Here is a 22,460-nt window from a genome sequence, read left to right on the forward strand (position 1 = left end):
ACGATGGAAAAAAGCCGCCCGCGAACGGGCCGGCCCTCTCCTTAGCCGCGCAGACGCGCACCGGCACGAGCCATCCGCTCGACCAGCGTCTGGATCGCCTGATCGACGACCTCGTCCTGCAGCGTGCCAGCCGCGTCCTGCAGCGTCACGCGGAAGGCAAGGCTCTTCTCGTTCGCAGCAAGACCGCCGGAAGTATTTGATTTTGCACGAAATTCGTCGAAGAGTACAACCTTCTGAACGAATCGGCAGGCCTCTTCGGCAAGCGCCTTCCTCATTTCGTCGAAAAGTGCCTGAACCTCGACCGCCTGATCGACGACAACGGCGATATCGCGACGGACCGGCGGGAATTTCGACACGTCGGTCGGCGCGGGCAGCGCACGTGCGATCAGCGCGTCCGCGTCGATCTCGAACATCACCGGCGCGTGCGGCAGCTCGTACTTCTGCATCAGGCGCGGATGCAGCTCGCCGATCCAGCCCACCGCGCGGCCATCGACCTCGATGCGTGCGCTGCGGCCCGGATGAAGGGCCGGATGCTCGGCCTTCACGAAGCGTGCAGCGGCCGGCGCGAGCAGCGCTTCGAGATCGCCCTTCACGTCGAAGAAATCGACCGCGCGGGTCGCCACGCCCCACTGCTCGTCGACTGCCGGACCGTACGCCAGCGCGCCGACACGCTTCGGCTGCGCGTGACCTTCGACCGCCAGCTCGCCGGCCTTCACCGACGGATCGGCGACGAACACGCGACCCGACTCGAACACGCGCACGCGATCGGCGCGGCGGTTCAGGTTGTGACGCAGCACCGCGATCAGGCTGCCGAACAGCGTCGTGCGCATCACCGAAAGCTGGCTCGCGATCGGGTTCAGCAGCCGGATCGGGTTGTCGTTGCCCGCGAAATCGCGCTCCCACTCCGCATCGACGAAGCTGAAGTTGACGGTTTCCGCGTAGTCGCGCGCGGCCAGCGCGTGACGGATATCGTGGATCGAACGCCGCGTCTCGTTGGTCGCGCGCATTTCGCTCGTCGCGACCGGCGGCCGCGCCGGGATCTTCTCGAAGCCGTAGATGCGCGCCACTTCCTCGATCAGGTCTTCCTCGATCTCGATGTCGAAGCGGTGCGACGGCGGCGTGACGAGGAACGCGTCGTCTTCACGCTCGAACGGCAGGCCGAGGCGCGTGAAGATGTCCGCGATCTCGTCGGCGTCGATCTTCACGCCGATGATGCGGTTCGCGCGCGACACGCGCATCTTCACCGGCGCGCGCTGCGGCAGGTTCACCGCCTGATCGTCGACCGGGCCGGCCTTGCCGCCGCAGATCTCGAGGATCAGTTGCGTGATGCGCTCGACGTGCTCGACGGTCGTCGCGTAATCGACACCGCGCTCGAAGCGATGGGCCGCATCGGTCGAGAAGTTGTACTTGCGCGCGCGGCCGCGGATGCTGTCCGGCCACCAGAACGCGGCTTCCAGGTAGATGTTGGTCGTATCGAGCGTGACGGCCGTGCTGTCTCCGCCCATGATGCCGGCCAGGCTTTCTACGTGACGGTCGTCCGCAATCACGCCGACCGTTTCGTCGAGTTCGACCGTGTTGCCGTTGAGCAGCTTCAGCGATTCGCCGCGCTTGCCCCAGCGCACTTCGATGCCGCCGTGAATCTTGTCGAGATCGAACACGTGCGACGGGCGGCCGAGTTCGAACATCACGTAGTTCGAGATGTCGACGAGCGCGGACACGCTGCGCTGGCCCGAACGCTCGAGGCGCTCGACCATCCACTGCGGCGTCTTCGCATGCGCGTTCACGCCGCGAATCACGCGACCCGAGAAGCGGCCGCACAGATCGGGCGCGGCAATGCGCACCGGCAGCGTTTCGTCGAGCTCGACGTTCACCGGGCGGATGTCGACCGGCGTCAGCGGCGCACCGGTGATCGCGGCCGTCTCGCGGGCGATACCGAACACCGACAGGCAGTCGGCCTTGTTCGGCGTCAGCTTGATTTCGAAGATCGTGTCGTCGAGATTGAGGGTTTCGCGAATGTCCTGGCCGACCGGCGTGTCTTCCGGCAGGATCAGCAGCCCGCTGTGATCCTCGGACAGCTTCAGCTCGCGTGCCGAGCACAGCATCCCCTGGCTCTCCACGCCGCGCAGCTTCGACAGCTTGATCGCGAACGGCTTGCCGCCCTCTTCCGCCGGCGGCAGTTCCGCACCGACCAGCGCGACCGGCACCTTGATGCCGGGCGCCACGTTCGGTGCGCCGCAGACGATGTTCAGCGTCGCGCCGGTGCCGGCGTCGACCTGGCAGACATTGAGCTTGTCCGCATCCGGATGCTTGACGACTTCGAGCACGCGGCCGACGACGATCTTCGACGTCGGCGGCGCAGCCTTGCTCAGCGATTCGACTTCGAGCCCCGCCATCGTCAGCGCGTGCGACAGTGCGTCGGTCGTCAGCTGCGGGTCGACAAAGGTTCTCAACCAGGATTCAGGGAATTGCATGGATGTCTACGTTCGAAACAGGTTAGATCGACGCCCGGGCCCCTCGGAAACGTCCGTCGGAGCGTGCGCGGGCACAGGTCGGCGCGGCGAGCGGCGTTATGCGAACTGGCGCAGGAAACGCAGGTCGTTCTCGAAGAACAACCTGAGATCCTGGACGCCGTAGCGCAGCATCGTCAGGCGCTCGAGGCCGCTGCCGAACGCGAAACCGATGTAGCGCTCGGGGTCGAGGCCCATGTTGCGGATCACGGTCGGATGCACCTGCCCGGAGCCGGAAATTTCGAGCCACTTGCCGGCGTTCTTGCCGTGCTCGAACATCATGTCGATCTCGGCCGACGGTTCCGTGAACGGGAAATACGACGGACGGAAGCGCACGAGGATGTCGTCGCGCTCGAAGAATTTTTTCAGGAAGTCGGTATAGACGCCCTTGAGGTCGGCGAAGCTGATGTTTTCGTCGATCCACAGCCCCTCGACCTGATTGAACATCGGCGAGTGGGTCGCATCGCTGTCGACGCGATACGTGCGGCCCGGCGCGATCACCTTGATCGGCGGACGGTTCATGCGCGCATAACGCACCTGCATCGGGCTCGTGTGCGTGCGCAGCAGCAGCTGGCGGCCGTCGGCGTCCTTGCCTTCGACGTAGAAGGTGTCCTGCATCGAACGCGCCGGATGGTTCTCCGGGCTGTTCAGCGACGTGAAGTTGTACCAGTCGGTCTCGATTTCGGGGCCGTCGGCCACGTCGAAACCGATCGAGCCGAAAATCTGTTCGACCCGCTCCCACGTGCGCATCACCGGGTGCAGGCTGCCCGCGCCGGCGCCACGGCCCGGCAACGTCACGTCGATCGCTTCGGCGGTGAGGCGCTGATTCAGCAGCGCGTCGGCCAGTGCCTGGCGACGGGCGGCGAGCGCGGCTTCGACCTGCTGCTTCGCGACGTTGATGCGTGCGCCTTCGGTCTTGCGTGCTTCGGGATCGAGCTTGCCGAGGCCCTTCAGCAACTCGGTCAGCGCACCCGATTTACCGAGAAATCGTGCTTTCTCGTTTTCGAGCGTGGTGATGTCGGCAGCCTGTTCGAAGGACTGCTGCGCGTCGGCGACAATCTGGTCCAGATCCATAGATCCCATCATTTCCAACGTCATTCGGTCTTGGCGAGCGAAACCGCCCACCAAACAAAAAAGGGGCTCGGAAGAGCCCCGTTTTCGCTGCAGCGGCCGAGACTACCGGAACCTCGCTGCAACTAACCACGCAGTGCTAATTTCGCAATTAGGCTGCAACGGCGGCTTTCACCTGCTTGACGATCGCAGCAAAAGCAGCCTTGTCGAACACCGCCATGTCGGCCAGCACCTTACGGTCGAGTTCGATCGACGCCTTCTTCAGGCCGTTGATGAACACGCTGTAGGTCATGTCGTGCTGGCGAACTGCCGCGTTGATACGCGTGATCCACAGTGCGCGGAACACACGCTTCTTGTTGCGGCGATCGCGGTACGCGTACTGACCAGCGCGCATCACCGCCTGCTTGGCGATGCGGTAGACGTTATTGCGGCGGCCGCGATAACCCTTGGCCAGGTTGATGATCTTCTTGTGGCGGGCCCGTGCGGTTACCCCACGTTTGACTCGAGGCATGTTTCTCTCCTTGGAGTATCGGTTGAGGGGTTACGCGAACGGCAGCATTGCGCGGACGGAGTTCAGATCGGAATCATGAACTGCCGTTGCGCCGCGCAGGTGACGCTTGTTCTTCGTGGTTTTCTTGGTCAGGATGTGGCGCTTGAAGGCTTGACCGCGCTTGACGGTACCGCCCGGACGCACCACGAAGCGCTTTGCAGCACTCTTCTTGGTCTTCATCTTCGGCATGACGACAACTCCAGTTTATTAGATGGCGATGGGTGTGCGGTTGGCTTGCGCCCTGAACCCGCCCTTCGAAACCCAGTCCACTTGTGTACGGCGTACCGCTTGCGCAGCCGCCGTCATTGTTGGCGCGCCGCCCTGACCGGGCAACGCGCCGAACCACTGTCGAACCTGCGCGCGATGCGCGCGGGCCCGTTACTTCTTTTTCTTCGGCGAGAGCACCATGATCATCTGGCGCCCTTCCATCTTCGGCATCTGCTCGACCTGGCCGACTTCCTCGAGATCCGTGCGCAGACGCTCGAGCATCCGCATACCGATTTCCTGGTGAGCCATTTCGCGGCCGCGGAAACGCAACGTGATCTTCGTCTTGTCGCCCTCTTCGAGGAAGCGCGTGAGGTTGCGAAGCTTGACGTTGTAATCTCCGTCATCGGTACCCGGGCGGAACTTGACTTCCTTGACCTGGATGACCTTCTGCTTCAGCTTCGCTTCATGCTGCTTCTTCGATTCCTGGTACTTGAACTTGCCGTAATCCATCAGACGGCAAACCGGCGGCACCGCTTGCGGCGCGATTTCCACCAGGTCAACATCCAGTTCTTCCGATTTACGGAAAGCATCAGCGAGTTTTACGATACCGAGCGGTTCGTTCTCGATCCCGACCAGGCGCACTTCCGGCGCAGTGATTTCACCGTTGATGCGGTGCGACGACTTATCAGTAGCGATGTTACGTTTCCTCTAAAAATTAAAAAAACGAGCCGCGCTGCCAGGGCGGTTACTTGAACGAGCGCAGGTCTTCCTGCAGACGCTCAACGAAGGCTTCGACCGGCATTACGCCCAGATCGACGCCGCCACGGGCACGCACGGCTACCGTTTGCGCATCACGCTCCTTATCGCCCACGACGAGGAGATAAGGCACCTTTTCCAGCGTGTGCTCGCGTATTTTATAGCTAATCTTCTCGTTGCGCAAATCGGCCGCCACTCTAACCCCTTGTTTTTGCAACGATTGGGTCAGAGCCTGCGCATATTCGGCCTGACTTTCGGCGATATTGAGCACAATTGCCTGGTACGGCGCGAGCCAGACCGGCATTGCACCAGCATGGTGCTCGATCAAAATGCCGAGGAAACGCTCCATCGAGCCGACGATCGCGCGGTGCAGCATCACCGGCCGGCGGCGGCTGTTGTCTTCCGCCACGTACTCGGCGCCCAGGCGCTCCGGCAGCATCATGTCGAGCTGCAGCGTGCCGCACTGCCACGAACGGCCGAGCGCATCCTTGATGTGGTACTCGATCTTCGGGCCGTAGAATGCGCCCTCGCCCGGCAACTCTTCCCACGTGAGGCCGCACGCCGTCAGCGCTTCGCGCAGCCCCTGCTCGGCACGATCCCAGGTTTCGTCCGAACCCATGCGCTGCTCCGGGCGCAGCGACAGCTTGATGTCGATGTGCTCGAAGCCGAAATCGCCGTACACGCTCATCGCGAGTTTGTTGAACGCGATCGACTCGGCAATGATCTGGTCTTCCGTACAGAAGATGTGCGCATCGTCCTGCACGAAGCCGCGCACGCGCATCAGGCCGTGCAGCGCACCCGACGCCTCGTTGCGGTGGCACGAGCCGAATTCCGCGTAACGCAGCGGCAGGTCGCGGTACGAGCGCAGGCCGTGCTTGAACACCTGGACGTGGCCCGGGCAGTTCATCGGCTTGATCGCGTAGTCGCGCTTCTCCGACTCCGTCGTGAACATGTTCTCGCGATAGTTCTGCCAGTGGCCCGACGCTTCCCACAGCGAGCGGTCCATGATCATCGGCGTCTTGATCTCGAGATAGCCGGCTTCGTTGACGCGGCGGCGCATGTACTGCTCGACCTGCTGCCACAGCGCCCAGCCCTTCGGATGCCAGAACACCATGCCCGGCGACTCTTCCTGCATGTGGAACAGGTCGAGCTGCTTGCCCAGCTTGCGGTGGTCGCGCTTTTCCGCTTCCTCGAGCATGTGCAGGTACTGATCCTGATCTTCCTTCTTCGTCCAGGCCGTGCCGTAGATGCGCTGCAGCTGCTCGTTCTTCGAATCGCCGCGCCAGTACGCGCCCGCGACCTTCATCAGCTTGAACACCTTCAGCTTGCCGGTGGACGGTACGTGCGGGCCGCGGCACAGATCGGTGAAGCCGCCGTGCGAGTACAGCTTGATTTCGTCGCTTTGCGGAATCGATTCGATGATCTCGGCCTTGTACTTCTCGCCGATGCTGCGGAAGTAACCGGCCGCCTCGTCGCGCGACACGACGCGGCGCGTGACCGGCTCGTCCTTCTTCGCGAGCTCCTGCATGCGCTTTTCGATCTTTTCGAGATCTTCCGGCGTAAACGGGCGGTTGTACGAGAAGTCGTAATAGAAACCGTTGTCGATCACGGGGCCGATCGTCACCTGCGCGTCCGGATACAGTTCCTTCACCGCATACGCGAGCAAGTGGGCGGTCGAGTGGCGGATGATGTCGAGGCCGTCGGCATCCTTGTCCGTGACGATCGCGAGCGACGCGTCGCGGTCGATCACCGTCGACGTATCCACGAGCTCGCCATCGAGCTTGCCACCAAGCGCAGCCTTCGCCAAGCCGGGACCGATCGAGGCCGCAACCTCGGCAACTGTCACCGGATGCTCGTATTGTCGAACTGAGCCGTCAGGCAAGCGTATCGAAACCATAGCAATCTCCGTGATGCCGACAGTGGGCGGCAGACCAGGTACGCGAGATCAAACTCACGCGTGAAAAATTCGCGACAAAAAAAATGCGGCCCCGCTTTCGAGGGGCCGCATTCGATACTTCACTCAACCTGAAAGGGCGAAAACGTTCCTCGACTAGCGTCGCTCCGAAGTGGTTTCGGTCAACGTTCGCGGTGTCATAACCGTATTCGCCTTGTTTGCGTTGAGTTGTGTACTGCATCGAACACCCGAAGACCGGGCATTCTCAATTCGTTGGTAGGCTCGATTGGACTCGAACCAACGACCCCCACCATGTCAAGGTGGTGCTCTAACCAGCTGAGCTACGAGCCTAGAGAAGCTAAGATTATATGGTGCTGCTACCGGCTTGGCAAGTGTTTTATGCGGTTGCAGCAAAAGAACGCCGTTCCAACCCCATCACGCTTTTCGCGCCGCCCGCACGACGCCCTGCACCTCGCCGAGCAGCGTGCACGCGCGCTGCACCTGCGCCGAATTCGACACCTCGACCGTGAACTGCATGAATGCCGCATTGCGGCGGCTCTGCGTCTTCACGCCAACGACGTTGATCTTTTCCCGCGCGAACACTTCGGAGATATCGCGCAGCAACCCTTGCCGGTCGCTCGCCTCGATCATCAGGTCGACCGGATAGACGGATGCGCCGCGCCCGCCGAGCACGTCTGCCGACCAGGTCGTCTGCAGCACGCGCTCCGGCGCGCGCTCGACCATCCGGCGAAACGTCGGACAGTCGGTGCGATGGATCGACATCCCCTTGCCGCGCGTGACGAAACCGCTGATCGGATCGGGCGGCGCCGGACGGCAGCAGCGCGCGAGTTGCGTCAGCAGCGCGTCGACGCCCACCACCAGCACGCCGGTCGACGCACCATGCGCGACGCTTGCGCCGCTGCTGCGCTTCTCGAAATCGGCCGGCGCCTCGGGCGCCGGTTCCGGCGGCGGCGCATCGGACAGCGCATGCTCGACGTTGCGCAGGCTGAATTCTTCCTTGCCGACGACCGAGAACAGCTCCTCGGGCGACTTGAAACCGAGCTTCGCGGCGAGATTGTCCAGGCTGACCGACGTCTTGCCCTCGCGCTGCAGCGTCTTTTCGACGAGCGCGCGGCCGTGCGCGACGTTTTCTTCCTGCTCGATCGAGTTGAACCACGCACGCACTTTCTGCCGCGCGCGCGGGCTCTTCAGGTAGCCGAGCTGCAGGTTCAGCCAGTCGCGCGACGGCCCGCCCTCCTTCACCGCGACGATCTCGACCGTCTGGCCGTTCGCGAGCGACGTGTTCAGCGGCACCATCACGCCATCGACGCGCGCGCCACGGCAGCGATGGCCAAGCTCGCTGTGCAGGTGATACGCGAAATCGACCGGCGTCGCGCCCTGCGGCAGCGCGATCACGCGCGCCTGCGGCGTCAGCACGTAGATGTGGTCGTCGTCGAGCGACGTCTCGCGCAATTGCGCCCACGCCTGGTCGCCCGACACTTCGGTGCCGTCCTCGACGTCGTCCTTCCACGCGAGCAACTGGCGCAGCCACGCGATCTTCTCGTCGTACTTGTCGTTCGCCGAGAACTGGCCGCCGTAGCCGCGCGCGCCGGCCTCCTTGTAGCGCCAGTGCGCGGCGACGCCGTACTCGGCGAAACGATGCATCTCCTGCGTGCGGATCTGCACTTCGAACGCACGGCCGTCGTCGCCGATCACGACCGTATGCAGCGACTTGTAGCCGTTCGGCTTCGGCCGCGAGATGTAGTCGTCGAATTCCTTCGGAACCGGCTGCCACAAGTGATGCACGATGCCGAGCACCGCGTAGCAATCCTTGATGTCCGGCACGATCACGCGGAACGCGCGAACGTCGTACAGCTCGGAGAAATCGAGCTCCTTGCCGCGCATCTTGCGCCAGATGCTGTAGATATGCTTCGGCCGGCCGCTCACGTCGGCCTGGATGTTCGCTTCCGCCAGCTCGTGCTGCAACCGCGCGATCGCCTGCGTGACGTACGCCTCGCGCTCGATGCGCTTCTCGTCGAGCAGCTTCGCGATCCGCTTGTAGGTGACGGGATCCTCGAAGCGAAACGCGAGATCCTCGAGCTCCCACTTCAGTTGCCAGATACCGAGACGATTCGCGAGCGGCGCATAGATCTCGAGCGTCTCGCGCGCGACGTCCGGCGGCGGGTCGATCTTCGCGGCCGCGTAGTAGCGCAGCGACTGCAACCGCGACGCGAGCCGGATCAGCACCACGCGGATGTCCTGCGCGAATGCGAGCAGCATCTTGCGCAGCGCCTCGATCTGCGCACGCCGCTCTTGCGCCGCGTCGCGTCCGGAGTCGGGCTTCGCGTTCTGCGCGACGCGCAGGCTGACGGTGCCGAGCCGCAACAGCTTGCGCACGTCGGACACGAGCCGCGCGACTTCGTCGCCGAAACGCTCGGTCAGCTCGCGCCCGGGGTCGCTCAAGTGCGGCGTCAGCACGAACAGCGCGGCGGCCTGCATCGCGGACGGATCGACGTTCAGCGTGCGCATGATCGCCGCCGTGCCGGCCGAGTGATCGGCGAGCAGCTCGCCCGACGACAGGCGCGCGTCGCCGGCCCGCTCGCGCACGAACGCGAGCACGTCGTCGAACGACGGCGCCGCGACGGGGGAAGCGGAAACGGATTCGGTCATTGCACGGCCTGCCGGAATACGGTCATCGTCGGATAACGCTCAGCTCGACTCAGCTCCGCTGCGCGGCGACGACCACGATCTCGACGAGCAGCGCCGGATCGGCGAGCTTCGCCTCGACGGTGGCGCGCGGCGGCGTGTTGCCCTGCGCGACCCATGCGTCCCACTCCGCATTCATGCCTTCGAAATTCGCGAGATCCGAGATGTAGATCTGCACCGACAGCAGATGCGCCTTGTCGCTGTTCGCTTCGGCGAGCAGGCGGTCGATGTGGCCGAGCACTTCGCGCGTCTGGCCGCGGATGTCCTGCGTGGTGTCTTCGGCGATCTGGCCTGCCAGATACACGGTACCGTTGTGGATCGCGGTTTCGGAGAGACGGGCCCCGACGTGATGACGAATGACTGCCATGAAAGTGTTCCGGTCGTGAATGGGTAAGAAATCGGGCGGCGGCACGGCCCGCGCACCGCCGAACCGCATATTATGACGCGTTTATACGTCGCCTTCGACGAAAAACCGCCGCGCGAGCGCAATCTGGTCGGCGCTGACGAAGGCCGGCGCGTGGCCCGCCCCCGGAATCTCGACCTGCGTCACATGCCGGCCGCGACGGACCATTTCGGCCGCCGTCTCGCGCGACAGCAAGTCGGACGTCTCGCCGCGCACGACGAGCAGCATTGCATCCGTCGTTTCGATCGCGCGCCACAGCGCGGCCTCGCCGAGCGCGGCCAGTTCGGGCGTCGTCGCCTTGAACGGCTCGGCGATGCGCGGATCGTAGCGCATCGTCCAGCCGCCTTCGGGCAGTTCGTGCAGCAGCGGCCCGTTGATCTCGCGCCACTCGTCGGCGCTCAGCGCTCCGAACGGCAGCGACAGCGAGGTCAGATAGTCGATCGCCTCCTGCTCGGTCGCAAAGCGCGGCTGCACGCCGAGATATTCGCCGATGCGCGTCAGCGAATCGGGCTCGATGCGCGGGCCGACGTCGTTGACGATCATCCGCCGCACCGGCGTGCCGGGAAGCCCCGCGAGCGCCATGCCGATCAGGCCGCCCATCGACGTGCCGAACCAGTCGACCGATTCGACGTCGAGGCGCGCGATCAGCGTCACCATGTCGGCCACGTACTGCGGAATCGCATAGTGCCGCGGATCGGCCAGCCGGTCCGACCGGCCACGCCCGACGACATCGGGGCAGACAACGCGATACGTATCGGACAGCGCGGCGGCGAGCCGGTCGAAATCGCGCCCGGAGCGGGTCAGGCCGTGCACGCAGACGAGCACGCGCGGATTGGCTGAGTCGCCCCATTCGGTATAGGCAACGTGATGGAGGCCGGCCGGGCTCGCGCATTGCACGCGCCGCTGGCGGGGAACCTGAGGATTCGCTGAAGTCGGTGGCATCGTTGGCATCCTGTCGAACGGGGGCCCGCATGGGGCAACGCTTGCGGCGCCCGATGCAAACGATTGTAAACCGCTTCGGAATGACGGGGCGCCGCCAATGCAACCGGCTCAACGGTACCGATCGACGGCGGCGGCGCGATCGCGTGACGCATGCGGTCATGACAAAACGCCCCGCGTTCCGTGAGGAACGCGGGGCGTCGAGAATGACGCGACAACGTGACGCTCAGGCCACGGCGCTGACGTCGAGCGGCGCTCCCGTCTTCGCCTGGATCTCATCGGCGCTCACGCCGTCGGCGAGCTCGAGCACCTTCAACCCGGCCGGCGTCACTTCGATCACGCCGAGATCGGTGATGATCAGGTCGACCACACCGACACCCGTGAGCGGCAGGTTGCATTCGTCGAGGATCTTGTGCTGATCGCCCTTCGCGACATGCTCCATCAGCACGACGACGCGCTTCACGCCGGCGACGAGATCCATCGCGCCGCCCATCCCCTTGATCATCTTGCCCGGGATCATCCAGTTCGCGAGATCGCCCCGCTTGCTGACCTGCATCGCGCCGAGGATCGCCAGGTTGATGTGACCGCCGCGAATCATCGCGAACGAATCGGCCGACGAGAAGATCGACGAACCCGGCAGCGTCGTGACGGTCTGCTTGCCGGCGTTGATGAGATCGGCGTCGACTTCGTCTTCGGTCGGCGACGGGCCGATGCCGAGCAGGCCGTTCTCCGACTGCAGCCACACCTCGACGCCTTGCGGCACGTGGTTCGCGACGAGCGTCGGCAGGCCGATGCCGAGGTTCACGTAGAAGCCGTCCTGCAGTTCCTTCGCCGCGCGCGCGGCCATCTGGTCACGATTCCAGGCCATGTCAGTCTCCTTTCGCGCGGATGACGCGTTGTTCGATGCGTTTTTCAGGCGTCGCGTTCAACACGATGCGCTGCACGAAGATCCCCGGCGTATGAACCTGGTCCGGATCGAGCGTGCCGTTCTCGACGATCTCCTCGACCTCCACCACGGTGATCTTGCCGGCCATCGCGCACATCGGGTTGAAGTTGCGCGCGGTGCGGCGGTAGATGAGATTGCCCGACTTGTCGGCCTTCCACGCCTTGACGAGCGCGACGTCGGCCGTCAGCGACGGCTCGAGCACGTAGTGGCGATCGCCGAACTGGCGCGTTTCCTTGCCTTCCGCAATCACGGTGCCGTAGCCGGTATTCGTGAAGAATGCGGGGATGCCCGCGCCGCCCGCGCGCAGCTTTTCGGCGAGCGTGCCCTGCGGCGTGAATTCGAGCTCGAGTTCGCCGGCCAGGTACTGGCGCTCGAACTCCTTGTTCTCGCCGACGTACGACGAGATCATCTTCTTGATCTGGCGCGTTTCCAGCAGCAGGCCGAGGCCGAAACCGTCGACACCCGCGTTGTTGCTGATGCAGGTGATGCCCTTGACGGCCGTATCGCGCAACGCCGCGATCAGCGCCTCCGGAATCCCGCACAGGCCGAAGCCGCCCACCGCGAAGGTCTGTCCGTCACGGACGATCCCTTCCAGCGCGGCGGCCGCGCTTGGATAGACTTTGTTCATCTGTTGTCCCTTCCTCTATGGAAACCAGCGAAACCGGTTCACGCGCCCTTGTGGGCCGCAAGCCCGCCGCACCATTCTATGCATGCACGGCGATACCTGCGTCGAGGCGCGCTGTTTTTATGTCGCGGCAAACCGCCGCGAGATGCCCGAAAGGGTACGATGTGACGCCGATACGGCACAATACGCAAAAATACATAAGCATTTGCCTCCGCTTGCCCGCGCCATGCCCGACCTCGATTACCAGACCGCCTTCCACCTCGCGCCGCTCGGCCTCGTGCTGTCGCGCGACCGCGTGATCGAGGACTGCAACGACGCGCTCGCGTCGATCTTCCGGTGCGCGCGGGGCGACCTGATCGGGAAATCGTACGAGGTGCTCTATCCGTCGACGGACGAATTCCAGCGAATCGGCGAGCGCATCTCGCGCGTGATGGCAGCGAACGGCATCTACTCGGATGACAGAATCATGAAGCGCGCGGACGGCGAGCTGTTCTGGTGCCACGTGACGGGCCGCGCGCTCGACCGCACCGCGCCGCTCGCGGCCGGCGTCTGGACCTTCGAGGACTTGAGCGCGACGCGCCGTGTCGCGGTCGAGCTGACGCCGCGCGAGCGCGAAATCGCCGCCCAGCTCGCGACCGGCAAGACCAGCAAGCAGATCGGGCGCGTGCTCGACATCAGCTCGCGCACGGTCGACATCTACCGCGCCCGGCTGATGCGTAAATACGGGACGAACAACACGCCGGAGCTGCTCCAGCGCCTGCTCGGGCAGTGAACGCGCATCGCGTGGCGGCGCTCGAACGACAATCGGCCGCACATGGCGGCCGATCAGGGGAAACAACGGAGAAACAACAGGCACGGCATGCCACCGGCGCCCGGTGCCGGCCTGCCGGCAGCCGCGCTCAGACGACTTTCGTCGCGAGCGCGTGCTCGATCGTGTCGCGCAGCAGTTGCGGCAGCGGCACCGACTTGCCGAGCGCGTAGTCGACCCACACGCAGCGTGCGTTGCCACGCGCATAGACGTGCTGCGGATCGTCCGCGCGCGTGAGCTCGAACCCGGTGTCGAAGCTGCTTCGGCCGGGCTTGGCGGCCGACATCTTCGCGATCACGTCGCCCGGATAGTGCAGCTGCTTGAGGAATTCCATCGACGCCGTGACGATGACGGGCCCCTGCCCCTCGCCGTTGCCGCCGGCAATGCCGAGCGCCTCGAACCACGAAATCCGCGCCTGCTCCATGTAGCGGAAATAGACCGTGTTGTTCACATGGCCGAACGCGTCCATGTCGCCCCAGCGGATCGGCATCGACATCTCAAAAACGGGGGAGTAATCGCTTGTTGCGCTCATTGCACTCTTCTTTGTTGCTGAATGTCACCCGCTCAGGCGAGGCCGAAACCGTCGTCGGCGGAGATGATCGAACCGTTGATGAACTGCGACTCGTCGGCCGCGAGCAGCAACAACAGCCCGTCGAGATCCTGCGGCTTGCCGACGCGCCGGCGCGGCAGCATCGACTGCAGCTTCTGGCCCTGTTCGGTTTCCCACAGGTAATGATTGATTTCGGTATCGATATAGCCCGGACAGATCGCGTTCACGTTGATCCCGTGGCGCCCCCACTCCAGCGCCATCGCGCGCGTCATCTGCACGACCGCGGCCTTGCTCATCGCGTACAGCCCGATCTGCGGGAACACGCGCAGCCCGGCCACCGACGCGATGTTGATGATCCGGCACGGCGGCTTGCCGTTGCCGCCGCCGTTCGCGCGCATGATCATCCGCTTCGCGACTTCCTGCGCGACGAAAAATGCGCCGCGCGTGTTCGTATCGAACACGAACTCGAAATCCGCCGGCGTCACGTCGACGAGCTTCTGCATCGTCGACACACCCGAATTGTTCACGAGGATGTCGATCGTGCCGGCTTCCGTCTCCGCATGCGCGACGGCCGCCTTGATGCTCTGGACGTCGGTCACGTCGAGCGATACGACGTGCGCGGCACCGCCCGCCGCCTCGATCTCCGCACGCAGCTCCTTCAGGCGTTCGACGCGGCGGCTCGCGAGCACGACCTTCGCGCCGGCCTGCGACAGCACCTGCGCAAAACGCTGCCCGAGGCCGCTCGACGCGCCCGTGACCAGCGCAACCTTGCCTTCCAGATTGATCGATCGACCCATTTGCACATCCCCTTTCGATATCGTTTCGCCAGCCCAGGCGGCACTGCCTGAGCGGCATTACCCTAGCACAAAAAATAGAACGATCGTGCTAATCTACTTGCATGTTGTTGCGGCAAGCGTTTCGTTTCGCAGACAATACGCTCCCGAATAAAAGCATTCTAACGGTTAGAGGAACGCCAATGACCCCCGCAAGCCTCATCGAGCAATACGGCCCGCGCGAATCGATGGAATACGACGTCGTGATCGTCGGCGGCGGCCCCGCCGGGCTGTCGGCGGCGATCCGGCTCAAGCAGCTGGCCGCCGAGAAAGGCACCGAGATCGGCGTATGCGTGCTCGAGAAGGGTTCCGAGATCGGCGCGCACATCCTGTCGGGCGCGGTGATGGACCCGCGCGCGATCACCGAACTGTTTCCCGACTGGAAGGAACGGGGCGCACCGCTCGATGTCGAGGTGACGGAAGACCGCTTCCTGTTCCTGTCCGAGAAAAGCGCGGTGACCACGCCGAACTGGGCGCTGCCCGAGAACTTCAAGAATCACGGCAATTACGTGATCTCGCTGGGCAACGTCACGCGCTGGCTCGGGGCACAGGCCGAAGCGCTGGGCGTCGAGATTTTCCCGGGCTTCCCCGCCGCGGAAATCCTCTACAACGACGACGGCTCGGTCAAAGGCGTCGCGACCGGCAACATGGGCGTGGGCAAGGACGGCGAGCCGACCGAGAACTTCCAGCTCGGCATGGAATTGCACGCGAAGTACACGCTGTTCGCCGAAGGCTGCCGCGGCCACCTCGGCCGCCAGCTGATCTCGAAGTTCAAGCTCGACGCGAACGCCGATCCGCAGGCGTACGGGATCGGCATCAAGGAACTGTGGGAAATCGATCCCGCGAAGCACAAGCCGGGTCTCGTGATCCACACGGCCGGCTGGCCGCTGAAGTCCGATACCTACGGCGGCTCGTTCCTGTATCACATGGACAACAACCAGGTCGTGGTCGGCTTCGTGGTGGGCCTGGGTTACACGAACCCGTACCTGTCGCCGTTCGAGGAATTCCAGCGCTACAAGACGCATCCGTCGATCCGCGCGTTCCTCGAAGGCGGCAAGCGCGTGTCGTACGGCGCGCGCGCGATCACCGCCGGCGGCCTGCTGTCGCTGCCGAAGACGGTGTTCCCGGGCGGCGCGCTGATCGGCGACGACGCGGGCTTCCTGAACGCATCGCGGATCAAGGGTAGCCACGCGGCGATCAAGACCGGCATGCTGGCGGCCGACGCCGCATTCGACGCGGTGCAGGCCGGCCGCCAGTCGGACGAACTCAACGCGTATCCGGATGCGTTCAAGCAATCGTGGCTGTACACGGAGCTGTACCGCGCGCGCAACTTCAAGCAGTGGATGGCCAAGGGGCTGTACCTGGGCACGCTGATGGTCGGACTCGAGCAGAAAGTGATGGGCGGCAACGTGCCGTGGACGCTGCATCACCAGCATGCGGATCACGAAATGCTGAAGCCGGCGTCGCAGTGCGAGCCGATCGCGTATCCGAAGCCGGACGGCAAGCTGACGTTCGACCGGCTGTCGTCGGTGTTCATCTCGAACACGAACCACGAGGAGAACCAGCCGGCGCATCTGACGCTGAAGGATGCGAGCGTGCCGGTGAACGTGAACCTGCGCACGTACGCGGGGCCGGAGGCGCGGTTCTGCCCGGCGGCGGTGTACGAGTTCGTGAAGAACGACGACGGCGGCGATCGCCTGGTGATCAACGCGCAGAACTGCGTGCACTGCAAGACCTGCGACATCAAGGACCCGACGCAGAACATCGTGTGGGTCACGCCCGAAGGGGGCGGCGGGCCGAATTACCCGAACATGTAACCTGCCGGAACGCGCCGCCACGAGCGGCGCGTTTTGTTTGGTCGCTACACACTGCCGCAAACGAAACGGGGCGCTGCATCACGCAGCGCCCCTCTTGCATTCGTCGTTCGACGGTCGGGATGGCGCACGCCGCGCCCCGCCCGCTCGTATCAGGTCGCGCTGGCGGCGATCTTCGGCGTCGGCGTCTCGACGTCGCCGCACTGCGCGCGGTGACGCAGCGCATGGTCGATCAGCACCAGCGCGAGCATCGATTCGGCGATCGGCGTCGCACGAATGCCGACGCACGGATCGTGGCGACCGAAGGTTTCGACCGTCGCCGCCTCACCGCTCTTCGTGATCGAACGGCGCGGCGTGCGGATGCTCGACGTCGGCTTGATCGCGATCGACACGGTGATGTCCTGCCCCGTCGAAATCCCGCCGAGCACGCCGCCCGCGTGGTTGCCGACGAAGCCGGCCGGCGTCAGTTCGTCGCCGTGCACCGAGCCGCGCTGCGCGACGCTGTCGAAGCCCGCGCCGATCTCGACGCCCTTCACCGCATTGATGCTCATCATCGCCTTCGCGATATCGGCATCGAGCCGGTCGAACACCGGTTCGCCCCAGCCGACCGGCACGCCCGACGCGACGACGTCGATGCGCGCGCCGATCGAATCGCCCTCCTTGCGCAGCGCGTCCATGTACGCCTCGAGCTCCGGCACGACCGCCGCGTTCGGCGAGAAGAACGGGTTCTCGTGCACGTGCGACCAGTCGACGAACGGCACGTCGATTTCGCCGAGGCCGCTCATGTAACCGCGCACCTCGACCCCGAAGCGCTCGCGCAGCCACTTCTTCGCGACCGCGCCGGCGCCGACGATCGGCGCGGTCAGGCGCGCCGAGGAACGGCCGCCGCCGCGGTAGTCGCGAATGCCGTATTTCTGCCAGTAGGTGTAGTCGGCGTGGCCGGGACGGAACGTCTCGACGATGTTGCCGTAGTCCTTGCTGCGCTGGTCGGTATTGCGGATCAGCAGCGCGATCGGCGTACCGGTCGTCACGCCTTCGAACACGCCCGACAGGATCTCGACCTCGTCGGCCTCCTGCCGTTGCGTCACGTGCCGCGATGTGCCGGGCTTGCGGCGATCGAGCTCGGCCTGGATGTCGGCTTCGGTCAGCCCCATCCCCGGCGGGCAGCCGTCGATCACGCAGCCGATCGCGGGACCGTGCGATTCGCCGAAGGTCGTGACAGTGAAAAGCGTGCCGAGGGTATTGCCGGACATGATGGAACCGCCCAAAGAGAAATGGGCAAACCGATGCGCTGCCGGGGCCGCAGGCAGGTCGATCGTTTGCCGGTCGAGAAAAGAGGTAAACCGCTATTATGCCAGCCGTCCCGGGCCGGCGGGCCGCCTGACCGCCGGCTGGGCGCAGGCGTGTGTGCAAGCAAGGCCCCGGAGGGCGCGACCGGACGCCCGTTCCAGCCCGGACGCAGCCGAATGTCCGTGCGCTATCGGGCCGGGCGCCCTTCTACTTCCGCGCGCCGCGCAGCTCGGTCACCGCCGCCTGCAGCGACTCGGGCGTCGCAACCGACGCCGGGATCGGCTCACCGACCGCCAGCGTCAGCCGGCTCATCATGCCGCGCTTGATGGGACGCGGCATCCGCGCATCGGTATGCCGCGAAAAATAGCTGCCCCACAGCCCGCGTAGTGCCATCGGGATCACCGGCGCCGGCGTGCGGTTCAGGATCTCGGTGATGCCGTGGTGAAACGTGTTGATGTCGCCCGTCTTCGTCAGCTTGCCCTCGGGGAAGATGCACACGAGTTCGCCGTCCTTCAGCGCGGCCTCGCACAGGTCGTACGCGCGCGCGAGCATCGCGGGATCCTCGTGACGCGGCGCGATCGGGATCGCCTTCGCATGCCGGAATACCCAGCTCGCGAAGCGCGTCTTGAAGATCCGGTGATCCATCACGAAACGAATCGGGCGGGGGCTCGCGGCGGCCAGCACGAGCGCATCGACGTAGCTGACGTGGTTGCACACGAGCACCGCGGCCCCTTCCGCCGGGATCCGCTCCGCGTGCACGAGGCGAATCCGGTAGAAGGTGTGCACGAGCACCCACGCGACGAAGCGCAGCAGGAACTCGGGCACGAGCAGGTAGATATACCCCGCGACGACGACGTTCAGCAGCGCGGTGACGAGGAACAGGCCCGGGATGTCGACGCCGGCCTTGGTCAGCCCCATCGCCATCACGGCCGACAGGATCATGAACAGCGCATTCAGGATGTTGTTCGCGGCGATGATCCGCGCGCGGTGCGTCGGCGCGCTGCGGCTCTGGATCAGCGCGTACAGCGGCACGCTGTAGAAGCCGCCGAACATCGCCAGCAGGAACAGGTCGGCCAGGATGCGCCAGTGGCGCGCACCGGCCAGGAATTCGCCGACCGACAGCAGATGGCCGGGCGACGGCAGCGCGTGGCTCGCGAAATACAGCTCGATCGCGAACACGCTGATGCCGATCGAACCGAGCGGCACGAGCCCGATCTCGACGCGCCGCTGCGACAGCCGCTCGCACAGCAGCGAACCGAGGCCGATACCGACCGAGAACGTCGCGAGCAGGACCGTGACGACGTCGGGGCTCGCGGACAGCACGTCCTTCGCGAAATTGAAGAACGACGTGAGGAACGTCGCGCCGACGAACCACAGCCACGAGATGCCGAGCAGACTCAGGAACACCGTGCGGTTCTGGCGCGCGAGGCCGAGATTGCGCCAGGTCTCGCTGACCGGATTCCAGTTGATCACGAGGTCGGGCTGCGGCGCGGGCGTCGACGGCACGCGCTGCGCGACGAGCCGCCCGGCCAGCGCGATGACGACGACGCTCACCGCGAGTATGCGCTCGCCGCTGCCTTCGATGCCGGCCGCCGCGCCGCCGATGATCGTGCCGATCAGGATCGCGATGAACGTGCCCATCTCGACGAGACCGTTGCCGCCGACCAGCTCGTGTTCGCCGAGATGCTGCGGCAGGTACGAATACTTGACGGGCCCGAACAGCGTCGAGTGCATCCCCATCATGAACGTGCACAAATACAGCAGCGTCGCGCTGTGCGTGACGAAGCCCGCCGCGCCGACCAGCATCAGCACGATCTCGAAGGACTTCACGAAGCGCGTGAGGGTCGCCTTGTCGTATTTGTCGGCGATCTGGCCGGACGTCGCCGAGAACAGCACGAACGGCAAGATGAAGATCGCGGAAATCAGGAACGCGGCCGTCTTCGCGTCGACGCCGGAGAACCGCGCGGTGTGATACGTGACGAGCGACGTGAAGCCGATCTTGAAGACGTTGTCGTTCAGCGCGCCGAGGAACTGGGTCGTGAAGAACGGCGCGAAGCGGCGCTCGCGCAGCAGGTCGAACTGCGATGCGTGCGCGCGCCGTTCGTCGCGCCGCCCGGAAGTGGCTTGCGTGTGATCGCTCATGCGGAATACGCGCGCATCGTCTGGGCGAAGCTGCGCGGGCCTCGTGTTGTTGTCGTTGAAAAAAAGGCGGCGCAGGTCAAACCTGCGCCGCCGCATGCCGGATGGCGGCGCCCATGCATCGAGGTGCCGGGCGCGGCATGGTTCACGGCTTGTGCGCTTCGGCTTCCGATTCCGGCCAGTCGCGGATGTACGCCTTCAGCATCCGGTTCTCGAAGCTCTGCGCCTCGACGACCGTCTTCGCGACGTCGTAGAACGAAATGACGCCCATCAACACCTTCTTGTCGAGCACCGGCATGTAACGCGCGTGACGCTCGAGCATCATCCGGCGCACTTCGTTGACGTCCGTTTCCGGCGTGCACGTGAGCGGCTCGTCCATCACCTTGCGCACCTGCACGTCGCCGATCGCGCCGCCGTTCACGTGCAGACGCAGGATGATCTCGCGAAACGTCAGCATCCCGACGAGATCGCCGTACTCCATCACGACGAGCGAACCGATGTCGTGTTCGGCCATCGTATCGACCGCTTCGCGCAGCGGCATATCGGGCGTCACCGTAAACAGCGTGTTGCCCTTCACTTTCAGAATATCGCTGACGCGCATCGTAGTCCCCTCATGCTTGAATGCAAAATCTCTTTCGATCCTATCGGAAAGCCTGTCAAAAGGAAAGCACGGGCCGGCGCGGCGGTCCGCCGCCGCTTGCGGACGCGGGCCGCCGGCCGCACAATGGCCTCATGAACGGCGGCCCGAGGAGACGGCCATGGCGCATACGCATACGGAGCAATTCGCCAGCTTCGCTGACTTCTACCCGTATTACCTGAACGAGCACCAGAACCTGACGTCGAGGCGGCTGCACTTCATCGGCTCGCTCGGCGTGATCGGCTGCGTCGCGATGGCGGTCGCGACGGGCGACTGGCCGTGGCTGCCGGCGGCGGTCGTCTGTGGCTACGGGTTCGCGTGGGTCGGACACTTCTTCTTCGAGAAGAACCGCCCGGCCACGTTCCGGCACCCGATCTACAGCCTGATGGGCGACTGGGTGATGTTCAAGGACATCTGCACCGGCAAGATCCCGCTGTAACCTGCCCGCCCCGCCTTCACGCTGGCCGCGGCGGCCGCGCGTGCGGGTCGGCCACGCCCGGCGCCGGACCGGCGCTCCCGGCCGGCTGCGCGCCCGCGAGCCGGTGCGCGGCGATCAGCGACGCGAGCGTCACGTCGAACCGGTCGCTCGACAGCACCGCGAGGAGCGCCGCGCCGTCGACGTGGCTGCGGCGCCGCTGGAGCTGGTAGGTCAGCTCCGTCCGATCGATCACCAGCACGTCGAACAGGTGCGCGAGCGTCAACTGTTCGGGGTTCGCGAGCAGGATGTAGCGCGGCGTGGCCTCGCCGTCGCCGTCGAGCCGCGCCACCCATTCCCGCTCCTCCATCGTCGTCAGCAACCGTTGCGCGGTTTCCATGTCGCAGCGCAGCATCGTCGCGAGCCACATCGCCGTGTGGCCGCGCTTGCCGGCCGCGCGCGCTTCGGCCAGCCGTGCGAGCAGTTCGAGCGCGTCGAGCAGGTCGCTGCCCGGATAGTGGATGCGGTGGAACTGGCCGACACGAATCGCCGGCAGCGCCGACGCCACCATCGCGCCGAGCAGCGCGATGAACCAGCTCAAATAGACCCACAGCAGGAACACCGGCAGCGCCGCGAACGCGCCATAGACGGCCGTATAGGTCGGAATGCGCCGGACGTAGTAGCCGAAGCCGCGCTTCGCGAGTTCGAACGCGATGGCCGCGAACAAGCCGCCGATCACCGCGTCGCGCCATGCGACCGCGCAGTTCGGCAGGTACACGTACAGCAGCGTGAACGCGAGCACCGTCAGCGGCAGCGACGCGAGCGCGAGCAGCCACTCGACGATCGACGTGGACGACGCCGCGCCGGTGAATGCGAGCGACTGCGTGAACAGGTACGACGAGATCGACAGGCTCACGCCGAACAGCAAGGGCCCGAGCGTGATCAGCGCCCAGTACGCGAGCACGCGCTGCGCGAACGGCCGCGGCTTGCGCACGCGCCAGATCAGGTTGAACGCCGATTCGATCGTCATCATGGTCATCACCGACGTGACGACGAGCACGATCAGGCCGGCCGTCGTCAGCCCCTTGGCCTTCGCCGCGAACTGGTTCAGGTACTTGAAGATCTGGATGTTGAACTGCGCGGGCATCAGGTGATCCGCGAGGAACCCCTGCAGCGAGATCTGGAACGACGCGAACATCGGAAACGCGGTGAACAGCGCGAACGCGACCGTCACGAGCGGCACGAGCGCCAGCATCGTCGTGAAGGTCAGGCTGCCCGCCACTTGCGGGATGCGATCCTCGGCGCTACGCCGGGCCGCGAACTGCGCGAGGCGCTTGATGGTGACGAAATCCACGCTCAACTTCGGCAAA

The 22,460-nt window shown here is 65.0% G+C and carries 20 protein-coding genes and 1 tRNA gene; 3 read left to right on the forward strand and 18 right to left on the reverse strand.

Translation table 11 applies throughout. From position 1 onward, the window contains the following. Nucleotides 1-41 precede the first annotated feature (41 nt). From pheT to HWX09_RS02070, 12 genes are all read right to left on the reverse strand, one after another. Nucleotides 42-2,471 (reverse strand): phenylalanine--tRNA ligase subunit beta, encoded by a 2,430-nt coding sequence (gene pheT / locus HWX09_RS02015; protein WP_027784258.1) that lies wholly within the window; start codon nt 2,469-2,471, stop codon nt 42-44. A 96-nt stretch (nt 2,472-2,567) separates the two neighbouring features. After that, nucleotides 2,568-3,581: a phenylalanine--tRNA ligase subunit alpha gene (gene pheS / locus HWX09_RS02020; protein ID WP_027784257.1), complete on the reverse strand. Its 1,014-nt coding sequence runs from the start codon at nt 3,579-3,581 to the stop codon at nt 2,568-2,570. Between the two features lie 148 nt (nt 3,582-3,729). Next, entirely contained in the window at nt 3,730-4,089 is a 360-nt protein-coding gene (gene rplT / locus HWX09_RS02025; RefSeq protein ID WP_004192938.1) for a 50S ribosomal protein L20, read from the reverse strand. A 30-nt stretch (nt 4,090-4,119) separates the two neighbouring features. Continuing rightward, entirely contained in the window at nt 4,120-4,317 is a 198-nt protein-coding gene (rpmI, locus tag HWX09_RS02030) for a 50S ribosomal protein L35 (RefSeq protein ID WP_004191477.1), read from the reverse strand. Between the two features lie 189 nt (nt 4,318-4,506). After that, nucleotides 4,507-5,031, reverse strand: coding sequence for a translation initiation factor IF-3 (gene infC, locus HWX09_RS02035; protein WP_080681331.1), 525 nt, complete (start codon nt 5,029-5,031; stop codon nt 4,507-4,509). Nucleotides 5,032-5,080: 49 nt separating this feature from the next. After that, nucleotides 5,081-6,988 (reverse strand): threonine--tRNA ligase, encoded by a 1,908-nt coding sequence (gene thrS / locus HWX09_RS02040; protein WP_027784255.1) that lies wholly within the window; start codon nt 6,986-6,988, stop codon nt 5,081-5,083. 271 nt (nt 6,989-7,259) lie between these two features. Continuing rightward, nucleotides 7,260-7,336, reverse strand: a tRNA-Val gene (locus HWX09_RS02045). A gap of 84 nt (nt 7,337-7,420) precedes the next feature. Further along, nucleotides 7,421-9,655 carry a bifunctional (p)ppGpp synthetase/guanosine-3',5'-bis(diphosphate) 3'-pyrophosphohydrolase gene (locus tag HWX09_RS02050; RefSeq protein WP_027784254.1) on the reverse strand — a complete coding sequence of 745 codons (2,235 nt, stop codon included), beginning with the start codon at nt 9,653-9,655 and terminating at the stop codon, nt 7,421-7,423. A gap of 49 nt (nt 9,656-9,704) precedes the next feature. Next, nucleotides 9,705-10,058 (reverse strand): RidA family protein, encoded by a 354-nt coding sequence (locus tag HWX09_RS02055; RefSeq protein ID WP_027784253.1) that lies wholly within the window; start codon nt 10,056-10,058, stop codon nt 9,705-9,707. Nucleotides 10,059-10,139: 81 nt separating this feature from the next. Further along, nucleotides 10,140-11,036 carry an alpha/beta hydrolase gene (locus HWX09_RS02060; RefSeq protein ID WP_027784252.1) on the reverse strand — a complete coding sequence of 299 codons (897 nt, stop codon included), beginning with the start codon at nt 11,034-11,036 and terminating at the stop codon, nt 10,140-10,142. Between the two features lie 223 nt (nt 11,037-11,259). Then, complete coding sequence (locus tag HWX09_RS02065; protein ID WP_027784251.1) at nt 11,260-11,901, reverse strand: CoA transferase subunit B; 642 nt, start codon at nt 11,899-11,901, stop codon at nt 11,260-11,262. A 1-nt stretch (nt 11,902) separates the two neighbouring features. Next, nucleotides 11,903-12,607: a CoA transferase subunit A gene (locus HWX09_RS02070; RefSeq protein ID WP_027784250.1), complete on the reverse strand. Its 705-nt coding sequence runs from the start codon at nt 12,605-12,607 to the stop codon at nt 11,903-11,905. A 223-nt stretch (nt 12,608-12,830) separates the two neighbouring features. Between HWX09_RS02070 and HWX09_RS02075 the strand changes: the two genes are divergently transcribed. Continuing rightward, complete coding sequence (locus HWX09_RS02075) at nt 12,831-13,376, forward strand: LuxR C-terminal-related transcriptional regulator (RefSeq protein WP_027784249.1); 546 nt, start codon at nt 12,831-12,833, stop codon at nt 13,374-13,376. Between the two features lie 127 nt (nt 13,377-13,503). Here the strand turns inward: HWX09_RS02075 and HWX09_RS02080 are convergent, their stop codons facing one another. Together HWX09_RS02080 and HWX09_RS02085 are read right to left on the reverse strand one after the other, a co-directional pair. Beyond that, on the reverse strand, nt 13,504-13,944 hold the full coding sequence (locus HWX09_RS02080) for a thioesterase family protein (RefSeq protein WP_027784248.1): 441 nt from the start codon (nt 13,942-13,944) through the stop codon (nt 13,504-13,506). A gap of 32 nt (nt 13,945-13,976) precedes the next feature. Then, nucleotides 13,977-14,759 carry an SDR family oxidoreductase gene (locus tag HWX09_RS02085; RefSeq protein WP_011545236.1) on the reverse strand — a complete coding sequence of 261 codons (783 nt, stop codon included), beginning with the start codon at nt 14,757-14,759 and terminating at the stop codon, nt 13,977-13,979. 179 nt (nt 14,760-14,938) lie between these two features. On the opposite strand from HWX09_RS02085, the gene HWX09_RS02090 reads away from it, so the two are divergent. Beyond that, nucleotides 14,939-16,612, forward strand: a complete 1,674-nt coding sequence (locus tag HWX09_RS02090) for an electron transfer flavoprotein-ubiquinone oxidoreductase (RefSeq protein ID WP_027784247.1) — start codon at nt 14,939-14,941, stop codon at nt 16,610-16,612. 149 nt (nt 16,613-16,761) lie between these two features. Here the strand turns inward: HWX09_RS02090 and aroC are convergent, their stop codons facing one another. The 3 genes from aroC to HWX09_RS02105 form a co-directional block, all read right to left on the reverse strand. Beyond that, complete coding sequence (gene aroC, locus HWX09_RS02095) at nt 16,762-17,862, reverse strand: chorismate synthase (protein WP_027784246.1); 1,101 nt, start codon at nt 17,860-17,862, stop codon at nt 16,762-16,764. A gap of 244 nt (nt 17,863-18,106) precedes the next feature. Beyond that, nucleotides 18,107-20,041, reverse strand: a complete 1,935-nt coding sequence (locus HWX09_RS02100) for an MFS transporter (protein WP_027784245.1) — start codon at nt 20,039-20,041, stop codon at nt 18,107-18,109. Between the two features lie 142 nt (nt 20,042-20,183). Next, the gene (locus tag HWX09_RS02105) at nt 20,184-20,639 is read right to left on the reverse strand and encodes a CBS domain-containing protein (RefSeq protein WP_027784244.1); all 456 of its coding nucleotides are present in this window, start codon (nt 20,637-20,639) and stop codon (nt 20,184-20,186) included. 157 nt (nt 20,640-20,796) lie between these two features. Here HWX09_RS02105 and HWX09_RS02110 point away from each other — a divergent pair, with 157 nt between their 5' ends. After that, nucleotides 20,797-21,114 (forward strand): Mpo1-like protein, encoded by a 318-nt coding sequence (locus tag HWX09_RS02110; RefSeq protein ID WP_027784243.1) that lies wholly within the window; start codon nt 20,797-20,799, stop codon nt 21,112-21,114. Nucleotides 21,115-21,130: 16 nt separating this feature from the next. On the opposite strand, the gene HWX09_RS02115 is transcribed toward HWX09_RS02110, so the two are convergent. Then, on the reverse strand, nt 21,131-22,459 hold the full coding sequence (locus tag HWX09_RS02115; protein ID WP_027784242.1) for a YihY family inner membrane protein: 1,329 nt from the start codon (nt 22,457-22,459) through the stop codon (nt 21,131-21,133). Nucleotide 22,460: the final 1 nt, after the last annotated feature.

It is taken from the genome of Burkholderia sp. BCC1208 (genome assembly GCF_902833095.1).
GTDB lineage: Bacteria > Pseudomonadota > Gammaproteobacteria > Burkholderiales > Burkholderiaceae > Burkholderia.